This is a genomic window from Paeniglutamicibacter sp. NPDC091659, assembly GCF_044756805.1.
Taxonomy (GTDB): domain Bacteria; phylum Actinomycetota; class Actinomycetes; order Actinomycetales; family Micrococcaceae; genus Paeniglutamicibacter.
Map to the genome: position 1 here is coordinate 114,079 of NZ_JBIVTO010000002.1, position 21,277 is coordinate 135,355.

Consider the following 21,277-nt stretch of genomic DNA (forward strand, 5'->3'; position numbering starts at 1 on the left):
CATCGATGAGCACCAACACCAACACCTACCTGGTCCGCGGCGCGAAGCCGCTGGGCGCAGAGGCCACCGACCTGCTGATCTCCGACGGAACCATCGTCGCCCTGGGCGCCGACGCCGCAACCCACCCGGCCGCAGCCGGCGCCACCGTCATCGAGGCGGCCGGCCAGATCGCCCTGCCCGGCATGGTCGACCTGCACACCCACCTGCGCGAGCCGGGCCGCGAGGACGCGGAAACCGTCGAGACCGGCACCCGGGCCGCGGCGCTGGGCGGCTTCACCGCCGTGCACGCCATGGCCAACTCCAACCCGGTGGCGGACACCGCCGGCGTCGTCGAGCAGGTCTGGTCGCTGGGCCGCCGCTCCGGCTGGGTCGACGTGCGCCCGGTGGGCGCCGTGACCGTGGGCCTCGCCGGCGAGCAGATGAGCGAGATCGGCGCGATGGCCGATTCCCGCGCGCAGGTCCGCGTCTTCTCCGACGACGGCATCTGCGTGTTCGACCCGCTGATCATGCGCCGCGCGCTGGAATACGTGAAGGCGTTCGACGGCGTGATCGCCCAGCACGCCCAGGAGCCGCGCCTCACCGAGGGCGCCCAGATGAACGAGGGCGAGGTCTCCGCGGTGCTGGGGCTGGCCGGCTGGCCGGCCGTCGCCGAGGAGTCGATCATCGCCCGCGACGTGCTGCTGGCCGAACACGTCGGCTCCCGCCTGCACATCTGCCACGTCTCCACCGCCGGGTCCGTGGAGATCATCCGCTGGGCCAAGTCCCGCGGCGTGCAGGTCACCGCCGAGGTCACCCCGCACCACCTGCTGCTGACCGACGAGCTGGTCAAGAGCTACGACCCGGTCTACAAGGTCAACCCGCCGCTGCGCCGCGAGGCCGACGTCATGGCGCTGCGCGCGGCGCTGGCCGACGGCACCATCGACATCATCGGCACCGACCACGCGCCGCACCCCTCCGAGGCGAAGGAATGCGAGTGGGCCGCCGCGGCCATGGGCATGACCGGCCTGGAGACCGCGCTCTCGGTCGTGCAGCACACCATGATCGAGACCGGCCTGATCACCTGGGCCGACTTCGCGCGCATCACCTCCTCCGCCCCGGCCGCGATCGGCCGCGTCACGGACCAGGGCCGCGCGCTGGCCGTCGGCGAGCCGGCGAACATCACGCTGGTTGACGCCGACGCCCGCTGGATCGTGGACCCGTACGTGATGGCCACCAAGGGCCGGAACTCCCCGTTCAAGGGACTGGAGCTGCCGGGCAAGGTCACCACGGTGTTCTTCCACGGGCACCCGACCGTGCTGGACGGCGCACTTGCCACCCCGCGCCTCGTGGGAGCCGAGTAAGTTGGGTCAATACACCGGCGCGGTGGTCATCACCATCGCGGTCATCGCGGTGCTGGTCGCCCTGATCCTGCTCGGCTGGCGCAACCGCCTGCGCCGCCAGTCCGGCATTGCGGCGCCGCCGGAAACCCCGGCCGATCCCGGCGTGCTGCTGGCGGACCCCAGCGAGGGTCAGTACGTCTGCACCACCACCGCCGGGGACTGGCTGGACCGCATCGCCGCGCACCAGCTGGGCATCCGCACCAACGCCACGCTGTCCGTCCACCCGACCGGCGTGTTGCTGGCCCGCCACGGGGCGCCGGACGTGTTCATCCCCGCGGCCACCATCACCAACGTGCAGCGCGCCTCGGGCATGGCCGGCAAGTTCGTCGAAAAGGACGGGCTGCTGGTCATCACCTGGGCGCTGGGGGACAAGGCGGTCGACACCGGCTTCCGCCCCCGCTACCACCTGGAACTGCCGGTCCTGCTCAAGGGCATCGCCGCCCTGGGCCTGGCCGGAACAACGAACGACGAAAAACCATCACCCGCCGAGGATAAGGAAAACCAGTGACAGCAGTACTAAGGACCGAGCCAGCCCTCCTGGTGCTCGAAGACGGACGGGTTTTCCGCGGCCGCAGCTACGGTGCCGTCGGCACCACCTTCGGCGAGGCCGTGTTCTCCACCGGCATGTCCGGCTACCAGGAAACCCTCACGGATCCGTCCTACGCCAAGCAGATCATCGTGCAGACCTTCCCGCACATCGGCAACACCGGCGTGAACGACGAGGACGCCGAGTCCAGCCGCATCTGGGCCGCCGGCTACGTGGTGCGCGACGCCGCGCGCCGCCCGTCCAACTGGCGCGCGCAGCGCTCCCTTGACGAGGAACTGATCAACTTCGGCGTCGTCGGCATCCAGCACGTGGACACCCGCGCGCTGACTCGCCACCTGCGCGACCGCGGCGCCATGAAGGCCGGTGTGTTCTCCGGCGAGGCCGCCGCCACGCCGGTGGCCGAGCTCGTCGCACAGGTCAACGCGCAGGCGCCGATGGAGGGCCTGAACCTCTCCGCAGTGGTCTCCACCAAGGAGGCCTACACGGTCGAGCCCAAGGACCACGGCTTCGACGGCGAGGTGGAGTTCTCCATCGCGGCGATCGACCTTGGCATCAAGGCGATGACCCCGCAGCGCTTCGCCGAGCGCGGCGTGCGCGTGCACGTGCTGCCGTACAACGCCACCTTCCAGGACATCGCCGCCACCGGCGCGCAGGGCGTCTTCCTCTCCAACGGCCCGGGCGACCCGGCCACCGCCAACGTGCAGGTGGAACTGGTCCGCCAGGTGCTGGACGCGAAGATCCCGTACTTCGGCATCTGCTTCGGCAACCAGATCCTGGGCCGTGCCCTGGGCTACGGCACCTACAAGCTGCGCTACGGCCACCGCGGCATCAACCAGCCGGTGCTCGACAAGGCCACCGGCAAGGTGGAGATCACCAGCCAGAACCACGGCTTCGCCGTCGACGCCCCGCGCGAGGGCGCCTCGCTGGCCCCGCTTGACCGCTTCGGCCGCGTCGAGGTCTCCCACATCTCGCTCAACGACCAGGTCGTCGAGGGCCTGGTGTGCCTGGACCTGCCGGCGTTCTCCGTGCAGTACCACCCGGAGGCAGCCTCCGGCCCGCACGATGCAAGCCACCTGTTCGACCGCTTCATCGACGTGATGCGCGCAGCGGGAACCGCCGCCGCATCCACCTCCACCACCGCCTCCACCCAGGAAGAGAAGTAAATGCCCAAGCGCGAAGACCTCAAGTCAGTCCTGGTCATCGGTTCCGGCCCGATCGTCATTGGCCAGGCAGCCGAATTCGACTACTCGGGCACCCAGGCGTTGCGCGTGCTGCGCGAGGAGGGCCTGCGGGTCATCCTGGTCAACTCCAACCCGGCCACCATCATGACCGACCCGGAGTTCGCCGACGCCACCTACGTGGAGCCGATCACCCCGGAATGCGTCGAGAAGATCATCGCCAAGGAGCGCCCGGACGCACTGCTGCCGACCCTGGGCGGCCAGACCGCGCTTAACACCGCGATCGCCCTGGACAAGGCCGGCGTGCTGGAGAAGTACAACGTCGAGCTGATCGGCGCGAACATCGAGGCCATCGAGCTCGGCGAGGACCGCGAGAAGTTCAAGGGCGTCGTCGAGCGCTGCGGCGCCGAGTCCGCCAAGTCCGTCATCGTCCACACCATGGACGAGGCCTTCGCGGCCGTCGAGATCCTGAACTATCCCGTCGTCGTGCGCCCGTCCTTCACCATGGGCGGCCTGGGCTCCGGCATGGCGTACAACGCCGAGGACCTGCGCCGCATCGCCGGCGCCGGCCTGCAGTACTCGCCGACCACCGAGGTGCTCCTGGAGGAGTCCATCCTCGGCTGGAAGGAGTACGAGCTGGAGATGATGCGCGACAAGGCCGACAACGTCGTGGTCGTCTGCTCGATCGAGAACTTCGACCCGGTTGGCGTGCACACCGGCGACTCGATCACCGTGGCCCCGGCCATGACGCTGACCGACCGCGAATACCAGAAGCTGCGCGACATCTCGATCGCGGTCATCCGCGAGGTCGGTGTGGACACCGGCGGCTGCAACATCCAGTTCGCCATCGAGCCGGACACCGGCCGCATCGTGGTCATCGAGATGAACCCGCGCGTGTCGCGTTCCTCCGCGCTGGCCTCCAAGGCCACCGGCTTCGCCATCGCGAAGATCGCCACCAAGCTTTCGCTGGGCTACACCCTGGACGAGATCCCGAACGACATCACGCTCAAGACCCCGGCCTCCTTCGAGCCGGCGCTTGACTACGTGGTCGTGAAGGTCCCGCGCTTCGCGTTCGAGAAGTTCCCGGCCGCCGACGCCACGCTGACCACCACCATGAAGTCCGTCGGCGAGGCCATGGCCATCGGCCGCAACTTCACCGAGGCCCTGCAGAAGGCCCTGCGCTCCCTGGAGCAGAAGGGCTCCGAGCTGGAGTTCAACAAGCCGATGGAGTTCGAGGTCGAGGAGCTGATCGCGGCCTCCGTCAAGGGCTCGACCTCCCGCCTGTCCAACGTGCAGCGCGCCCTGCTGGGCGGCGCCACCATCGAGCACATCTTCGACGAGACCGGCATCGACCCGTGGTACCTCGACCAGCTCGCGCTGATCAACGAGACCGCCGAGATGATCCGCTCCAACCCGGACCTCACCGAGGACGTGCTGCGCACCGCCAAGCGCCACGGCTTCTCCGACGCGCAGATCGCCAAGCTCACCAACAAGACCGAGGCAGTGGTGCGCGGCATCCGCCACGCGCTGAACATCCGCCCGGTCTTCAAGACGGTCGACACATGCGCCGCTGAGTTCGAGGCCTTCACCCCGTACCACTACTCCTCCTACGACGAGGAGACCGAGGTTGCGCTGCACGAGAAGCCGTCGGTCATCATCCTGGGCTCGGGCCCGAACCGCATCGGCCAGGGCATCGAGTTCGACTACTCCTGCGTGCACGCCACCATGGCGCTGCGCAAGGCCGGCTACGAGACCGTCATGGTCAACTGCAACCCGGAAACCGTCTCCACCGACTACGACGTCTCTACCCGCCTGTACTTCGAGCCGCTGACGCTCGAGGACGTGCTGGAGGTCATCCACGCGGAGGAATCCACCGGCGGCGTGCTCGGCGTGTTCGTGCAGCTCGGCGGCCAGACCCCGCTGAAGCTCGCGCAGGAACTCGCCGACGCCGGCGTGCCGATCCTGGGCACCTCCCCGGAGGCCATCGACCTGGCCGAGCACCGCGGCGCCTTCCAGCGCGTGCTGGATGCCGGCGGCCTGATCGCCCCGAAGAACGGCACCGCCGTCTCCTTCGAGGAGGCCAAGCGCATCGCCGACGAGATCGGCTACCCGGTCCTGGTCCGCCCGAGCTACGTGCTCGGCGGCCGCGGCATGGAGATCGTGTACGACGAGGCAAACCTCGCCCGCTACATCCTCAACGCCACGGAAATCACCGAGGACCACCCGGTGCTCGTCGACCGCTTCCTCGAGGACGCCATCGAGATCGACGTCGACGCCCTGTTCGACGGCAAGGACCTCTACGTCGGCGGCATCATGGAGCACATCGAGGAGGCCGGCATCCACTCCGGCGACTCCGCCTGTGTGCTGCCCCCGATCACCCTGGGCAAGGACGTGCGCGACCGCGTGGTCCACGCGACCCGCGTCATCGCCGAGGGCGTGGGCGTGCGCGGCCTGATCAACATCCAGTTCGCGCTGGCCAGCGACATCCTCTACGTGATCGAGGCCAACCCGCGCGCCTCGCGCACCGTGCCGTTCACCTCCAAGGCGACCGGCGTGCAGCTGGCCAAGGCCGCGGCGATGATCGGCGTCGGCGTGTCGATCGCCCACCTGCGCTCCGTGCACAAGATGCTGCCGGCGACCGGCGACGGCGCCAACCTGCCGGACGGCGCGCCCGTCTCGGTGAAGGAAGCGGTTCTTCCGTTCGCCCGCTTCCGCACCCCGGAGGGCAAGGTCGTCGACTCGCTGCTCGGCCCGGAAATGCGCTCCACCGGCGAGGTCATGGGCATCGACAAGTACTTCGACACCGCCTTCGCCAAGTCGCAGGCCGCGGCCAACAACCCGCTGCCGACCTCCGGCAAGGTCTTCGTCTCGGTGGCCAACCGCGACAAGCGCTCGATCGTCATCCCGGTCAAGCACCTGGCCGACATCGGCTTCGAGATCATCTCCACCGGCGGCACCGCCGAGGTGCTGCGCCGCAACGGCATCCCGTCCACCGTGGTCCGCAAGGTCCGCGAGGGCGCTGCCGAGGGCGAGTCCAACATCGTGGACCTGATCACCGAGGGCGAGATCGCGATGATCCTCAACACCCCGTCCGGCGGCGACGCCCGCGGCGACGGCTACGAGATCCGCGCGGCGGCCACCTCGGTGGGCACCCCGGTGATCACCACCGTCGCCGAATTCGGAGCGGCCATCCAGGCGATCGACGCCATGCGCCACTTCGAGTGGACCGTCACCTCGCTGCAGGAGCACGCGGCCACCCTGAATGCAGCCACCGCGTTGCGGGATGCAGCCGATGCCTAACACCGAGAACACCACCGTGCCGGGCCAGCGCGCCGCCTTCGGGCAGCGTCTGGCCTCGGCCATGGCCGCGCACGGTCCGCTGTGCGTGGGCATCGACCCGCACCCGGGACTGCTCGCGGCCTGGGGCCTGAACGACGACGTCGAGGGGCTCCGCTCCTTCTCGCTGCGCGTGGTCGAGGCCATGGCCGGACAGGTCGCGGCCCTCAAGCCGCAGGTGGCGCTCTTCGAGCGCCACGGTTCGCGCGGCCTGGCCGTGCTGGAGGAAACCCTGGCCGCCTGCGCCGACGCATCGTTGATTTCGATTGCCGACGCCAAGCGCGGGGACATCGGGTCCACTATGGCTGCCTACGCCGACGCCTGGCTGGGGGAGGGCAGCCCGCTGGCCTCCGACGCCGTGACGCTGAGCCCGTACCTGGGCTACGAGTCGCTGCGCCCGGCGCTCGACCTTGCCGCAGCCACCGGCCGCGGCGTGTTCGTGCTGGGCCTGACCTCCAACCCGGAGGGCAAGGCCGTCCAGCATGTGGGAGGCGGCGAGTCGGTTGCCAAGCGCATCATCGCAGCCGTCGGTGCTGAGAACGCCGCCGAAGACCTGCCCGGGGCGCCGTTCGGCTCCACCGGACTGGTCATCGGCGCGACCGTGGGCGCGGCCCTGGAGGAGCTGGGCATCGACCTGGCCGCCTCCGCGGCGCCGATCCTGGCCCCCGGGCTGGGAGCCCAGGGCGCAACCGGCGCCGAGATGAAGGTCTCCTTCGGGGCGTTCTGGCCGCAGGTGCTCGGCACCTCCAGCCGCGACATCCTCAAGGCCGGCCCCGACGCGAAGTCGCTGCTCGAAGCGGCACTGCGTACCCGGGATTCGCTGGTCTAACCGGCCCGGCCGTCCGACGGCCAGCCAGCAAGTGTGCGTTTGTCTTTCCGTTCCCTCGCGGGGCGGAAGGACAAACGCACATTGCTTTAACGGTGTCTCAACGGGGTCGGCGGGCGGCGGAGCGAGGTCCGATCCGACCTCGTCCAATGGCCTGCACGCACTCCACAAGACCCGGAACCGCACCTGTAGGACGCCCCTTGTGCGGATTCCGTCGTGAAGTAGGTCATGAATGGTCGACAATGAACCATTGTGACACGGCCACGCGGGATTCTCACAGCATTTTGCCAGATTTCGAGAGGTCGGATGTTTCGGGTGCGACCTTGGTCACGGAAGGGTGTATACCGGTCACTGACTGGTACTTATGTGCCAATGCCCACCACTGCGAATACCTTGGTTAAAACTCCCGACAGGCGCGGTTTTCTGACATTTCCCGGGAGTTCAGCGCGTATTCCGCTCGTTTTTACCGGGATTTTGCGTTCATGCAGGTGGGCGCGGAATCCGTGTCGGAATCATGATCTTGCTTACAGCCTGGGGATTATGAATTACGAACGAAACGCGGTTTTGACGGTTTGTCGCATTCGTGGTAGCCACGGCGCAAATACCCATTGCATCGGGGAGTAAGTTTGGCTATCTTCGGTTCAGGGCGCACTGCCCTAGTGCTGAAACCTACAGATGGAATGGCGGCAAGAGCATGGTACTGCGAGAACTCTCGGACGAGGATCGTATTCGAGCACGGGCGAAGGCGCTGGCAGCGCGCACGCGTCGGGCCCACATCAAGAACCAATTTGGCGCCGGCAAGCTCAGCATCACCGAGGTCCTGGATCTGGTTCCGGACGACGAGGCCATCGGGCGCCTGCGCGTGATGGACCTGCTGGAGTCCGTACCGGGGGTCGGGGAAATCCGAGCCCACACCCTTATCGATAGACTAGGGATCTCACCCAGTCGGCGCCTGCGCGGACTGGGGCGCAAACAGCGCATCGCATTGGTGGAACATTTCCAGCAATCGCCTCCCAAAACGAAAGAGTAATGAAGCACACCATGACGCTTAGTGCCCATCCTTCGGTCACAGTACTTGCCGGCCCCACGGCCGTGGGCAAGGGGACGATCTCGACCTACATTCGAGACAACTACCCGGAGGTATGGCTCTCGGTTTCCGCAACCACACGCGACCCCCGCCCCGGCGAGGTGGATGGTGTGCACTACTTCTTCGTCGGACCCGAAAAGTTTGCGGAACTTGTCCAAAACGGGGAAATGCTTGAATGGGCGGTCGTGCACGGGCAGAACAGCTACGGCACGATCCGCACCAAGGTGGAAGAGGCGGTTGCCGCCGGAAAGCACGTGCTGCTGGAGATCGACCTACAGGGCGCGCGCCAGGTCAAGGAGAACATGCCGGAGGCGAAATTCGTGTTCCTGGCCCCGCCAAGCTGGGACGAATTGGTCCGCCGGCTCACCGGACGCGGCACCGAAACGCCCGAGGAGCAGCAGCGACGGCTGGAAACCGCTAAACTGGAACTTGCTGCCGAATCCGAATTTGACGTGACCATCGTCAACGACGAGATTTCGCGGGCGGCTAACGAGCTGGTTACCCTCATGGGATTGACCCCGCACGAGCACTAAAACTTTTTTGCCGGTGGGATCCTTGTGCGCCTTTTGGCGCGCAAACCCCGCTCGCACCCCGACTGATCCACCGACTAGTTATTTGGAGGCTTCGTTGACCACGAACCTTGAAGGCATCATCAGCCCGTCCATCGACTCGCTGTTGACCACCACCGATTCGAAGTACGCCCTGGTGATTAACTCCGCCAAGCGCGCACGCCAGATCAACGCATACTACGCACAGCTGCACGAGGGCCTGTTCGAGTACGTCGGCCCGCTGGTTGACACCCGCCTGAACGAGAAGCCGCTGTCGATCGCACTGCGCGAAATCAACGAGGGCATGCTCAGCGTCACGAAGATCGAAGAAGCAGCAGAGTAACAACCCGGGCCTCCCAGGCTTTTTGAACACAGGGGCCTGGGCCCGGAAGCGGCCGGCTCCGAACGAGAGTATCGGTGGTAGCAGTGAAGCGCATTGTTCTTGGTGTATCCGCAGGGATCGCCGCCTACAAGGCAGCTTTGCTGCTACGGCTGTTTAAGGAGGCGGGCCACCACGTCGATGTGATCCCCACCGAGGCCTCGCTGCAGTTCGTGGGGATCGCCACCTGGGAGGCGCTGAGTGGCAACCCGGTGCGCACCGGCGTGTTCGAGGCCGTCGACACCGTGAACCACGTGCGACTGGGCCAGCTGGCCGACCTGGTGGTGATCGTCCCGGCGACCGCCGACGTGTTGGCACGCGCCGCCGCCGGCATGGCCAATGACTTGCTCACCGGCACGCTGCTTGCCACCGGCGCACCGGTGGTGATGGCCCCGGCCATGCACACCGAGATGTGGGAGCACCCGGCAACGGTCGCCAACGTCGCGACCCTGCGCTCCCGCGGCGTCCTTGTGATCGACCCGGCCGTCGGCAGGCTCACCGGCAAGGACTCCGGTCCCGGCCGGCTGCCCGAACCCGAGGACATCTATGCCTTGGTCCAGCCCTACCTTGCCGATGCCGCGGGCGCCCCGGCGGAGCTTCCGCTGGCGGGCAGGATCGTCGCGATTTCCGCCGGCGGCACACGCGAGCCGCTGGACCCGGTGCGCTACCTCGGCAACCGTTCCTCCGGACGCCAAGGCATTGCGCTGGCCAAGGCCGCGATGGCGGCGGGTGCCCGCGTGCGCTTCATCGCCGCGCACATGGACCAGCCGGCGCCCGAGGGCGTCGAACTGAGCACCGCCTCCACCGCCCGGCAGCTGCAGGCGGCAGTGAACGAGGCGGCACGCGGGGCAGACGTGCTGATCATGAGCGCCGCCGTCGCCGACTTCCGTCCCGCCGAATACGTGGACTCCAAGATCAAGAAGTCCGACGAACACGCGGACCCCGTCATCACCCTGGTCCGCAACCCGGACATCCTGGCCTTGCTGGTCGCCGACCGCGCGGCGCAGGGCCCGGCCACGGAACTGCCGGGCCTGGTCGTCGGGTTCGCCGCCGAAACCGGCGACGCCGAAAACAGCGTGCTGGAGTACGGGGCGGCGAAGCTGGCCCGCAAGGGCTGCGAGCTGCTGGTCGTCAACGAGGTGGGGGAGAACCTGACCTTCGGGACCGATGAGAATTCCATCACCATCCTTTCGGCGCTCGGGGCGGACCCGGTCCACGCAGCGGGGTCCAAGGACGCCGTGGCGCGGACGGTCATCGAGGCCGTCGCCTCCGCACTCGGCCGCTAGGCCGCGTCCGTCCGCCGTGCCTGCCGCCGGGTTTGCGCAACCGGCGGCGTCATCGTGCGTCACGCCGCGTCACATGGCCGGGTCCGCCGCGTCACATGCGGTTCATGGGATTGACGCATGAATCTGACCGCGCGCCAACTTGACGGTAGAGTAGCTAGGTGACTTTAGAAACCCCGCAGCTGCGCCTCTTCACCTCCGAATCGGTTACGGAGGGCCACCCGGACAAGATCTGCGACCAGATCTCCGATGCCATCCTCGACGCCATGCTGGCGCAGGACCCCAACTCCCGTGTTGCAGTGGAGACGCTGACCACCACCGGGTTGGTGCACGTTGCCGGCGAGGTGACGACCGACGGCTACGTCGAGATCCCGGAGATCGTGCGCCGCACCATCCTGGATATCGGCTACGACTCCTCGGCCAACGGCTTCGACGGCGCGCGCTGCGGCGTTTCGGTGTCGATCGGGCAGCAGTCCCAGGAGATCTCCGACGGCGTCTTCAACTCGCTGGAGGTCCGCGAGGGCACCGCCGTCGACCCGCGCGACGCGCAGGGCGCCGGCGACCAGGGCCTGATGTTCGGCTACGCCTCGGACGAAACCGAGACCCTCATGCCGACCCCGATCCACCTGGCGCACCGCCTCTCCGAGCGGCTCACCGCGGTCCGCAAGTCCGGCCTGCTGGACCTGCTGCGCCCGGACGGCAAGACCCAGGTCACCGTCGGCTACGACGGAGACGTACCGGTCTCGGTCGAGACCATCGTGGTCTCCTCCCAGCACGCCGCCGAGTTCTCCCTGGAGGACTTGAAGGACGGCCTGCTGGAGCACGTGGTGAACCCGGTGCTGGCCAACGCCCCGCTGGACACCTCCAAGACCCGCATCATCCTGAACCCGTCGGGCCCGTTCATCATCGGCGGCCCGGTCGGCGACGCCGGCCTCACCGGTCGCAAGATCATTGTCGACACCTACGGCGGGTTCGCCCGCCACGGCGGCGGCGCCTTCTCCGGCAAGGACCCGTCGAAGGTCGACCGCTCGGCCGCCTACGCCATGCGCTGGGTCGCCAAGAACGTCGTGGCCGCCGGCCTGGCCCGCCGCGTCGAGGTCCAGATCGCCTACGCCATCGGCGTGGCCCGCCCGGTGGGCCTCTACGTGGAGACCTTCGGCACCGAGACCGTCGATCCGGCGAAGATCACCGCGGCGATCAACGAGGTATTCGACCTGCGCCCGCTGGGCATCATCGAGGACCTGGACCTGAAGCGCCCGATCTATCAGAAGACCGCCGCCCACGGCCACTTCGGCCGCGAGGAACCGGACTTCACCTGGGAGAACCTGGACCGCGTGGACGCGCTCAAGGCGTACTTCGGAGCCTAGGCACCAAAAACCCCGCCGCACGGGCGCCCTGGCAACCGTGCGGCCGTGCGGCCCCCGTGGCGCTTGCCCCTTGGTGGGACGGCGCCACGGGGGCCGTGCCGTTTGCCCGGTTGTTTGCCTGCTCGTTTGCCAAGACGGCGCCCGGACGTGCCACAATGCTGGTGGGCGCGTGCCCGGTGAACAACGGCAAACACCGAATACACCAATTACACCGAAATACACACGACAACCCGAAGGGAACGCGCCGGCACCGTGAGTGATCCACTTCAGCCATCGCTGCTGGCGGGCTTCAATCTGGGCGCCACGCTGCCCGGAACGCCCAAGACCGCCGAACTGTTGCCGGTGGCCCGGGTTGTCATCGACTCGGCGTTGCCGCATCTTGACCGTCCCTTCGACTACTCGGTGCCGGCGGAGCTCGATGCCCTCGCGCAGCCGGGCGTGCGGGTGAAGGTGCGCTTCGGCGGCCAAGAGCTGGCCGGATTCCTCGCCGAACGGCTTGAACACGGCGAGCCGGGCATGAAATTGCAGCCGCTCGGCTCGGTGGTTTCGCCCGAGGTGGTGCTCAGCGCGCCGGTGCTTGCCACGGCCCGCGCCGTGGCCGAACGCTACGCCGGAACGCTGTGGGACGTCTTGCGCTCCGCAGTCCCCCCGCGCATGGCCCGGGTGGAGAAGGAAACCGGAAGCGCCGGCGAAGCGCCGGCAACAGGTGCGCCGGATGTGAGCCCGACGGCGGCCGTCACGGTGTCGTCCGACCCGCGTGTCGTGGGCCAACACGCCGATGAGGCCTCCCCGGGCGACGCACACGACGCTCCACATGGCGCCGGTTCGGTGCATGCAGACACTCTGCACGAAGAAACCCCGCACGAAGAAACCCTGCACAGCCCGCTGCTGGCCGAATACGACGGCGGGGCGCACTTCGCGGCCGAGCTCGCCACCGGAAACTCCCCGCGCGCAGTTCTCAGCGCGGTGCCGAACCGTCCGGGCCACTGGCCGGCACTGTTGCTGGAGGCGGCCCTGGCCGCCAACGAATCGGGGCGCGGCGCACTGATCGTCGTGCCCGACGCGCGCGACCTGGCCCGGCTGTGCGCGCTGCTCGACGAGCGGGTCGGTGCCGGAAACTACGTGCGGCTCAGCGCCGAGGACGGGCAGACCCCGCGCTACAGGAGCTTCCTCAGGGTGGCCCGCGGCCACGCCAAGCTGGTGGTCGGCACCCGCAACGCGGCCTTCGCCCCGGTGAGGGACCTGGGGCTGGCGATCATCTGGGACGACGCGGACAGCTCGCACGCCGAACCGCGCGCCCCGTACCACCACGCCCGCGAGGTGCTGCTGCTGCGCAGCGAGATCGAGAACGCCGCCGTGCTGGTCGCGGCCCCCGGTCGCAGCGCCGAGGCCCAGCGCCTGATCCGCAGCAACTGGGCCGTTGAGCTGCGGGCCAGCCGCGCGCTGCTGCGCGCCCACGCCCCGCGCGTGATCGCCGCCTCCGACGAATTCGAGCAGAACCGCGACCCGCTGCTGCATGCGGCCCGGCTGCCCGCCGCGGCCTGGCGCGAGGCCAAGCACGCGCTGGAGCGCGGCCCGGTGCTGGTGCAGGTGGCCCGCACGGGCTTCATGCCCGCGCTGCGCTGCGAACGCTGCCGGACCAGTGTGCGCTGCACCAAGTGCACGGGCCCGCTGGCGCTTGACGATGCGCGCGGCGCCCCCTCCTGCGGCTGGTGCGGGCTGGTGGCGGCCGGATGGTCGTGCGCCGAATGCGGTTTCATGCGGCTGCGCGCGGCGAGCATCGGAGCGGACCGCACCGTGGAGGAGCTCGGGCGGGCCTTCCCGAACGTGAACGTGGTAGCGGCCACCGGCGCCAAGCCGCTGCACCACGTCCCGGACGCCCCGGCGCTGATCGTCGCCACCCCCGGCGCCGAACCTGTCGCGGAGCACGGCTACGCGGCGGTGCTGCTGCTGGACGGGGACCGGATGATGTCCCGCGAGGGCCTGCGCACCGGCGAGGAGGTGCTCAACCGCTGGATGGGCGCCGCGCAGCTGGCCCGCGGCCAGAAGGGCGCGCCGGGCATGCCAGGCGGCGGGACCGTGGTGGTTGCCGGGGAACCCAGCGAGCCGATGCGCGCGTTGGTGCGGTTCGACGCCGGCGCCTACGCCGATGCCGAGCTGGGGGAGCGCCGCGCGCTGGGGCTGCCGCCGGCGGTGCGCACGGCCCTGGTCAAGGGCCCCGCGGCAACCGCGGACAAGTTCGTCGAAGCCCTGGGCTTCGGGGACGACGTCCGCCTGCACGGACCGGTGCTGGAGGGCGAGGGCGAGCACCGCTGGCTGCTCTTCTACTCCTACGCCCTCGGGCCGGCCGTCACCCGCAAGCTCCGGACACTGCGGGCCAGCTTCAGCGCCGCGAAGGAACCGGTCCTCGCGATCCGCGTGGACCCCGACGGCATCCTCTAGCCACCGGCATCCACGCGGTCGACCTTAGTCGGTCTGCCGAGCCCCGTGCAGGATGCGCGGCACCGGCTTGGGCACGTACGGGTGCTCGGAACCCAGGAACGAGTCGATCAGCGCGCCTGCCTCCGGCGCCTTTTCGTAGTGGATCAGGTGCCCGACCTCGGGAATCACCCGCATGACCCCGCGCGGGAACGCGCGTGCCAGGGCCTTCTGTCCCGGGATGGAACCCAGCTCGTCCTGCTCGCCGACCACCAGCAGCGTGGGCTGGGCGATACGCGCGGCGAAGTCGCGCACCGTCTGGGTGATCGACGCGGCGTAGGCTTCGCGCAGCGTGGCCCGGGAGGTGAAGCCGGAGAAGTAGCGGCGGTGCTGGTCAAAGACGTAGGCGCGCATGGCGGGGTCCTTTGACTTCAGCATCGCCAGGCTCGTCACGTCGGTGATCAGGCGCGAGCGCAGCAGTCCTTCGCCGAGTTTCGCCGGCAGCCCCGCACCCGCCCGGTAGTAGAGGCTCGCGACGCGGGACATGAACGCCTGGTCGCCCTCGAGCGCGGGCTCGCAAATCGGGTTGATCAGCACCAGCTGGGCAAACGATTCCGGATGTTTGGACAGGTAGGCGGCTGCAACGATGCTGCCGAAGGAGTGCCCCAGCAGGATGGTTTCGGGGCCGAGGTCCAGTTCCCCGCGCAGCGCGTGGATGACCTCGGCGTACCCGGTGACGTCGTGCGTCGGCAACGGCTGTCCCGGGGCGGCCGCGAACGGGGTGGAGACCCCGAAGCCCGGCAGGTCGGGGACGATGACCGTGTATCCGGGCAGCTGCTCGATCAGCCTGACCAGCCCGTGGTGGTCGCCCCGGAAGCCGTGCACCGCCAGGATGACCCCCCGGCTGGTTTCGCGCGCCGGGTAGCTCCAGCAGTGGACTTGGGAGCCGTGCACTTCGTGGACGCTGTGCAGGCTCGGACGTTGGGGGCTGAAAACATCGTCTGGCATGCATCCAAGCCTAGTGGCAAGCCCGGCCCCCGGCACGGCGGACCCGGCCGGGGCGGAGCCAGCCGGCTAGTTGTTGGGCATCCCGTTCGGCGCTCCGTTGGGCAGTCCGATGGGCACTCCGGGGGAGTTGAGCAGCTCCAGCGCCGTCCCCTCGTCGAGCACCAGGTCGGTGACAAGCCCCCCGGCCAGCGCCCCGCGCAGGGCCGTGAGCTTGCCGCGACCCGAGACCACGCACAGCCGCCGCGGCACCTCGCGCAGCGTCTGCAGGCTGGGCCCGGTGGCCCGCTCGTTGATTTCGATGCCCTCGTCGCTGCCGTGCGCGTCGAAGAACATGGTGGCGACGTCGCCCACCACGCCGCGTTCGCGCAGCGCCCGGTCCTCCTCGAGGGTCAGGTAGCCGCCCCGGTAGACCTGCGAGGGGACGGCAGCGGCCGTGGCGCCCAGGCTGAAGACCGCCAGCGTCATGTTCCGCTGGATCTTCAGCACCCGCTGCACCGAGCCCTCGCGCCACATGGCCTCGCGGGTGGAAGCCCTGTCGAAGAACGCCGGGACGGGGAACTGCTCCACGCGCGCGGTGAAGGCCGCCCCGAAGCGCTGGAGGATGTCCGAGGCGTAGGTCAGCCCGGTGGTCTGCGGGTTGGCCGCTCCGTTGAGCTGGACGATCACGGTGTCGTGGGTGGGCTTGCGGCTCAGTGCGTTGGACATCGCCTGCACCGTCGAGCCCCAGGCGACGCCGACCGTCATGCCGGATGAGATCAGCGTGCTCAGCACGTGGGCGGCGTGCGAGGAGACGCGCTCCAGGATTTCGCTGTCGCTGAGCGACCCGTCCGTGGGAACCACGAACACCTGGAGCCCGTAGATGCGCTCGAGTTCGCGCACCAGCACCGGCGTCCGGTCGCCGGTGGCGTTGATCTCGATGTTCACCAGGCCGGTGCGCCGGGCCAGGCCGAGCAGCCGGGAAACGGTGGAGCGCGAGACGCCCAGTTCGCGCGCTATCGATTCCATGGTCAGGTGCTGCAGGTAGTAGAGCTGGGCGGCACGCAGGGCGTCGCGTTCGCGGGGCACGACCTGCGCCTGATGCGCGGCCTGCTGCTTCGCCTGCACGTTTTGAGCACCCGGTGCGGGCGGAAAGTCACTGGTTAGGTGCTGTTTCATCGGCTGAAACGGCCTTTCGTGCACATATGTGCATTTCGGTTGACGGGAGTGTTCTGCACTGACCAGACTAGCTCGTATCCGGTGCAATGCGGCTCCCAGAGCCCGCTGGCGATCATCCGGGGATGCTCTGCTCTGTTGCTTGTTCGGTTTCGGTGCCAGAGTGGAATCCCGGGGGTGTGAACCGAGTTGTTCCCGGGTTGTTTGAAGTTTGAGCCACGCATCACAGCACCATGGAAGGGCCTCACAGTGGAAGCCGCAACCCCACATCGTTCACAACTCGCCGCCCTGCGCGAGCGCCCGGGAGCCAAGGTCCTGATAGTGGGTGGCGGCATCAATGGTGTCGCCACGTTCCGCTACCTTGCCATGCAGGGTGTCGACGTTGCCCTGGTCGAACGAGGCGACTACTGCCAGGGTGCCTCGGGCGCCTCCTCGCACATGATCCACGGCGGCATCCGCTACCTCGAAAACGGCGAATTCCGCCTGGTCCACGAGTCGGTCCAGGAGCGCAACTCGCTGCTGGAGATCGCCCCGCACTACGTCAAGCCGTTGCAGACGACGATCCCGATCTTCTCCACGTTCTCCGGCATCCTCTCGGCCCCCATGCGCTTCCTGACCCACAAGAGCGGCAAGCACACCGAGCGCGGCGCCGTGCTGATCAAGGCCGGCCTGGTGCTCTACGACCTGTTCGCCGGTGCCGGCGCCTCCAAGCGCAACACCCCGTGGCACAAGTTCCGCGGGGCCAAGGCCTCGCTGGCCGAACTGCCGCAGCTGCGCGACGATGTGAAGTACACGGCAACCTACTTCGACGCCTCGGTGCACAACCCCGAGCGACTCACCCTTGACGTCCTGCGCGACGGGTTGCACGCCAATCCCAACGCCCGGGCCAGCAACTATGTCTCGCTGGTTGGCCATGGCGCCCAGGGAGCCCGCCTGCGCGACGAGCTCAGCGGCGAGGAGTTCGACTTCGATGCGCAGGTCGTCGTGAACGCCACCGGCGCCTGGGTCGACCTGACCAACCAGACCATCGGCAGCCCCAGCAAGTTCATGGGCGGCACCAAGGGCAGCCACATCGTGCTGGACCACCCGGAACTGCTTGCCGCGACCGGCGGCCGCGAGATCTTCTTCGAACACAGCGACGGCCGCATCGTGCTCATCTACCCGATGGGGGACCGCGTCCTGGTGGGAACCACCGACATCGACGCGGACATGAGCGTGCCCGCACGCTGCACGGACGCCGAGGTGCAGTACTTCTTCGACCTCGTCCACCACGTCTTCCCGCGCATCCGGGTCACGGAGGACGAGATCGTCTACAAGTTCTCCGGCGTCCGCCCGCTGCCGCGCCACGACGAGACGGCCCCGGGCTTCGTTTCCCGCGACTACCGCGTGGAGCGCACGGAGCTGGAAGACAAGTCGGTCATGCTCTCGCTGGTCGGCGGCAAATGGACGACCTTCCGCGCCCTGGCCGAAACCCTGGGTGGCAAGGTCCTGGCCGAGCTCGGCGTCCCCGAGGTGCAAAGCACCCGCGGCGTGGCGATCGGCGGCGGCAAGAACTACCCGCGAAGCACCCAGGAAAAGAACGCCTGGCTGGCCGCGCGCAGCGACCGTGCACCCCGGGCACGCCTTGAGGCGTTGCTCGAACGCTACGGCAGCCGCGCCGACACGGTTCTCGAGGCCATCGGCGCCAACGATCCCGTCCTGGCCGAATGCGCCGAGCTTTCCGCGGCCGAGCTCGTCTACCTGGCCGAACACGAACAGATCGGCACGCTCGTCGACCTGTTCATCAGGCGCACCTCGCTGGCGTTCCGCGGCCTGGTGACCCCTGAGCTCATGGGCAGCTGCGCCGGGATCCTCGCCCCGGTCCTGGGCTGGGACTCCGCCGAAATCGATGCACAGGTCGCCGAGTGCACCCGCGTGCTGGAGCAGGAACACGGGGTGCGTTTCGCCCCCGCCGGCGCCTGAACCGCACGACCCACGCTTCACCTCACGTTTTAGTTTCCGACTACCCCTTTACCCACGTTTTCAGACGTGGGTAAAGTGTGCCCAAAAGCGTTTGTGATTAAACTCACGTCAGTAGGGGAATTTCAGCTCAAGGGGCCGCCTTTCGGGGGTGCCGCGACTGAAAGTTGTTGCAAGAAAATCACTCCAAGTTTTCACTCACACACGAAAGAGGTTGAACCATGTCCTTACACGCATTCATCGCCGAGACGCTCGGCACGATGCTGTTGCTCTTGCTGGGTGGCGGTGTCGTTGCGAACGCGGTGCTGGCCAAGACCAAGGGCCTGGCCGGCGGATTCCTGATGATCAACTTCGGCTGGGGCCTCGCGGTCTTCGCCGGCGTCTTTGCCGCGGCCTCATCGGGCGCACACCTGAACCCCGCAGTCACCATCGGCCTGTGGGTCAACGGCGATGTCGCCGAGTTCGGCCCGGGCATTCCCAAGACCTTCATTGTGGTCCTTGCGTACCTCGCGGCACAGATGCTCGGCGCCATGATCGGTGCGGTGCTCTGCTACCTGGCCTACAAGCAGCACTTCGACGCAGAGGAAGACGCCTCGCTCAAGCTGGCAGTCTTCTCCACCGGCCCGGCCATCCGCTCCTACTCATGGAACCTGGTCACCGAGATCATCGGCACCTTCGTGCTCGTCTTCGTGATCGCAGGTCTGGGCAAGACGCCCCACCAGCTTGGCCCGCTGGCCGTGGCACTGTTGGTCGTCGGCATCGGCGCCTCGCTCGGTGGCCCGACAGGCTACGCCATCAACCCGGCGCGTGACCTCGGTCCGCGCATCGTCCACGCATTGCTCCCGATCAAGGGCAAGGGTTCCAGCGACTGGTCCTACGCCTGGGTGCCGGTTGTCGGCCCGCTGGTCGGCGGTCTCATCGGCGGCCTGTTGGCCGCGGCCGTGTACTAGCCCGACTCCGCAAGCCACGGCTTCGTCGGAACTGGCCCTTCGCAGCAACAAACCACAGCAGTCCCCGCCGTGTCCCCCGATGAACGGGGGACACGGAACTCGCCACCGGGCCACGGCCCGAAGTTGAAAGGACCCCCACAATATGTCCAAGTACGTCATCGCCATTGACCAGGGAACCACCAGCTCCCGAGCCATCGTTTTCGACCACGCAGGCGCCATCGTTTCCACCGGACAGATGGAACACGAGCAGATCTTCCCGCAGGCAGGTTGGGTCGAGCACAACGCCACGGAAATCTGGGACAACGTGCGCGAAGTCATCGCCGTCGCCCTTGCCGCCGGAAACCTCACCCGACACGACATCGCTGCCGTCGGCATCACCAACCAGCGAGAGACGTCGGTGGTCTGGAACAAGAACACCGGCGTTCCGGTATACAACGCCATCGTCTGGCAGGACACCCGGACCCAGTACATCGTCGAGGAACTCGCGGCAAACGGGGGGGCTGACCGCTATAAGGAGCGCGTCGGCCTGCCGCTGGCACCGTACTTCTCCGGCACCAAGATCAAGTGGATCCTGGACCACGTCGAGGGCGCCCGCGAGGCCGCCGAGGCCGGCGACCTGCTCTTCGGCAACACCGACACCTGGGTGACCTGGAACCTGACCGGCGGCACCGACGGCGGCGTGCACATCACCGACGTCACCAACGCCTCGCGCACCATGTTCATGGACCTGGAAACGCTCGCCTGGGACGACGAGATCCTCTCCGACTTCGGCGTTCCGCGGTCCATGCTTCCGGAAATCAAGTCGTCCTCCGAGGTCTACGGGCAGGTGCACTCCTCGCAGCTGCTGCGCGAGGTCCCGATCTCCGGCATCCTCGGCGACCAGCAGGCCGCAACGTTCGGCCAGGCCGCCTTCGACGCGGGCGAGGCCAAGAACACCTACGGCACCGGCTGCTTCCTGATCTTCAACACCGGCGAAGAGATCGTGCGCTCCAAGAACGGCCTGCTGACCACCCTGGGCTACAAGCTCGGCGACGCGGCACCGGTCTACGCGCTCGAGGGCTCGATCGCCGTCGCTGGGTCTCTGGTCCAGTGGCTGCGCGACAACATCGGCATGATCTCGACCTCGGCGGAGATCGAGACCCTCGCGGCAACCGTCGCCGACAACGGCGGCGTGTACATCGTGCCGGCGTTCTCCGGGCTCTTCGCCCCGTACTGGCGCTCCGACGCCCGCGGCGCGATCGTCGGGCTGACCCGGTACGCGAACAAGAACCACATCGCCCGCGCGGCCCTGGAGTCCACGGCATTCCAGACCCGCGAGGTGCTCGATGCCGTCAACGCGGACTCGGGCGTTCCGCTGACCGAGTTGAAGGTCGACGGCGGCATGGTCGCCAACGACCAGCTCATGCAGTTCCAGGCGGACCTGCTCGGAGTGCCGGTCATCCGCCCGAAGGTCACCGAGACCACGGCGCTGGGCGCGGCCTACGCCGCGGGCCTGGCCGTCGGGTTCTGGAACGACCTGGGCGAGCTGCGGGCCAACTGGTCCGAGGACAAGCGCTGGGAGCCGAAGATGGACGAGGCGGAGCGCGCACGCCAGATGCGCCTGTGGAAGAAGGCCGTCACCCGGACCTTCGACTGGGTTGACGAGGACGTGCGCTAGGGCGGCCTCACGACCCGCAGAATGCGGACCGCATAGCCCGCGCCCGGGTGTTGACCTCGCCATGAAGTGGGGCAATGCCCGGGCCTTGGGGTAGAATGCAGAACATGAACGTTGAGCTCTTGCTAACCTAGCCGTATGGGTTTCACCCCATGCGGCCGCCCCTTGCATGCAAGGGGCTTTTGTGTGTCACGGGGTCTTTTGAT

At 68.0% G+C, this 21,277-nt stretch carries 16 protein-coding genes; 14 read left to right on the plus strand and 2 right to left on the minus strand.

Features of this window, described 5'->3' with window-relative positions; genetic code table 11:
- Positions 1-5 precede the first annotated feature (5 nt).
- From ACIQLF_RS05425 to ACIQLF_RS05475, 11 genes are all read left to right on the plus strand, one after another.
- Complete coding sequence (locus ACIQLF_RS05425) at positions 6-1,340, plus strand: dihydroorotase (RefSeq protein WP_400295323.1); 1,335 nt, start codon at positions 6-8, stop codon at positions 1,338-1,340.
- A 1-nt stretch (position 1,341) separates the two neighbouring features.
- Positions 1,342-1,887, plus strand: coding sequence for a hypothetical protein (locus ACIQLF_RS05430; RefSeq protein ID WP_400295326.1), 546 nt, complete (start codon positions 1,342-1,344; stop codon positions 1,885-1,887).
- Entirely contained in the window at positions 1,884-3,089 is a 1,206-nt protein-coding gene (carA, locus tag ACIQLF_RS05435) for a glutamine-hydrolyzing carbamoyl-phosphate synthase small subunit (protein ID WP_400295329.1), read from the plus strand. The genes ACIQLF_RS05430 and carA overlap by 4 nt, the downstream gene beginning before the upstream one ends.
- Positions 3,090-6,404 carry a carbamoyl-phosphate synthase large subunit gene (gene carB, locus ACIQLF_RS05440; RefSeq protein ID WP_400295331.1) on the plus strand — a complete coding sequence of 1,105 codons (3,315 nt, stop codon included), beginning with the start codon at positions 3,090-3,092 and terminating at the stop codon, positions 6,402-6,404.
- Complete coding sequence (gene pyrF, locus ACIQLF_RS05445) at positions 6,397-7,269, plus strand: orotidine-5'-phosphate decarboxylase (protein ID WP_400295334.1); 873 nt, start codon at positions 6,397-6,399, stop codon at positions 7,267-7,269. Before carB ends, pyrF begins: the two co-directional genes overlap by 8 nt.
- Positions 7,270-7,960: 691 nt before the next feature.
- Complete coding sequence (mihF, locus tag ACIQLF_RS05450) at positions 7,961-8,296, plus strand: integration host factor, actinobacterial type (RefSeq protein ID WP_400295337.1); 336 nt, start codon at positions 7,961-7,963, stop codon at positions 8,294-8,296.
- Positions 8,296-8,886 (plus strand): guanylate kinase, encoded by a 591-nt coding sequence (gmk, locus tag ACIQLF_RS05455; RefSeq protein WP_400295339.1) that lies wholly within the window; start codon positions 8,296-8,298, stop codon positions 8,884-8,886. The genes mihF and gmk overlap by 1 nt, the downstream gene beginning before the upstream one ends.
- Positions 8,887-8,980: 94 nt before the next feature.
- Positions 8,981-9,244: a DNA-directed RNA polymerase subunit omega gene (rpoZ, locus tag ACIQLF_RS05460; protein ID WP_209997046.1), complete on the plus strand. Its 264-nt coding sequence runs from the start codon at positions 8,981-8,983 to the stop codon at positions 9,242-9,244.
- Between the two features lie 83 nt (positions 9,245-9,327).
- The gene (gene coaBC / locus ACIQLF_RS05465) at positions 9,328-10,566 is read left to right on the plus strand and encodes a bifunctional phosphopantothenoylcysteine decarboxylase/phosphopantothenate--cysteine ligase CoaBC (RefSeq protein WP_400295343.1); all 1,239 of its coding nucleotides are present in this window, start codon (positions 9,328-9,330) and stop codon (positions 10,564-10,566) included.
- Positions 10,567-10,724: 158 nt separating this feature from the next.
- Positions 10,725-11,930, plus strand: a complete 1,206-nt coding sequence (gene metK, locus ACIQLF_RS05470) for a methionine adenosyltransferase (RefSeq protein ID WP_400295345.1) — start codon at positions 10,725-10,727, stop codon at positions 11,928-11,930.
- 252 nt (positions 11,931-12,182) lie between these two features.
- A complete protein-coding gene (locus tag ACIQLF_RS05475; protein WP_400295347.1) occupies positions 12,183-14,372 on the plus strand; it encodes a primosomal protein PriA in 2,190 nt (729 codons plus the stop codon).
- Between the two features lie 24 nt (positions 14,373-14,396).
- Here ACIQLF_RS05475 and ACIQLF_RS05480 read toward each other — a convergent pair whose 3' ends face one another.
- Entirely contained in the window at positions 14,397-15,356 is a 960-nt protein-coding gene (locus tag ACIQLF_RS05480) for an alpha/beta fold hydrolase (protein ID WP_400295349.1), read from the minus strand.
- 66 nt (positions 15,357-15,422) lie between these two features.
- On the minus strand, positions 15,423-16,511 hold the full coding sequence (locus ACIQLF_RS05485; protein WP_400295352.1) for a sugar-binding transcriptional regulator: 1,089 nt from the start codon (positions 16,509-16,511) through the stop codon (positions 15,423-15,425).
- 246 nt (positions 16,512-16,757) lie between these two features.
- Between ACIQLF_RS05485 and ACIQLF_RS05490 the strand changes: the two genes are divergently transcribed.
- The 3 genes from ACIQLF_RS05490 (at position 16,758) to glpK (ending at position 21,074) form a co-directional block, all read left to right on the plus strand.
- Complete coding sequence (locus ACIQLF_RS05490; protein WP_400295354.1) at positions 16,758-18,470, plus strand: FAD-dependent oxidoreductase; 1,713 nt, start codon at positions 16,758-16,760, stop codon at positions 18,468-18,470.
- 218 nt (positions 18,471-18,688) lie between these two features.
- Positions 18,689-19,417: an MIP/aquaporin family protein gene (locus ACIQLF_RS05495; protein WP_400295357.1), complete on the plus strand. Its 729-nt coding sequence runs from the start codon at positions 18,689-18,691 to the stop codon at positions 19,415-19,417.
- A 142-nt stretch (positions 19,418-19,559) separates the two neighbouring features.
- Positions 19,560-21,074: a glycerol kinase GlpK gene (gene glpK, locus ACIQLF_RS05500; protein WP_400295360.1), complete on the plus strand. Its 1,515-nt coding sequence runs from the start codon at positions 19,560-19,562 to the stop codon at positions 21,072-21,074.
- The last annotated feature ends 203 nt before the right edge of the window (positions 21,075-21,277 follow it).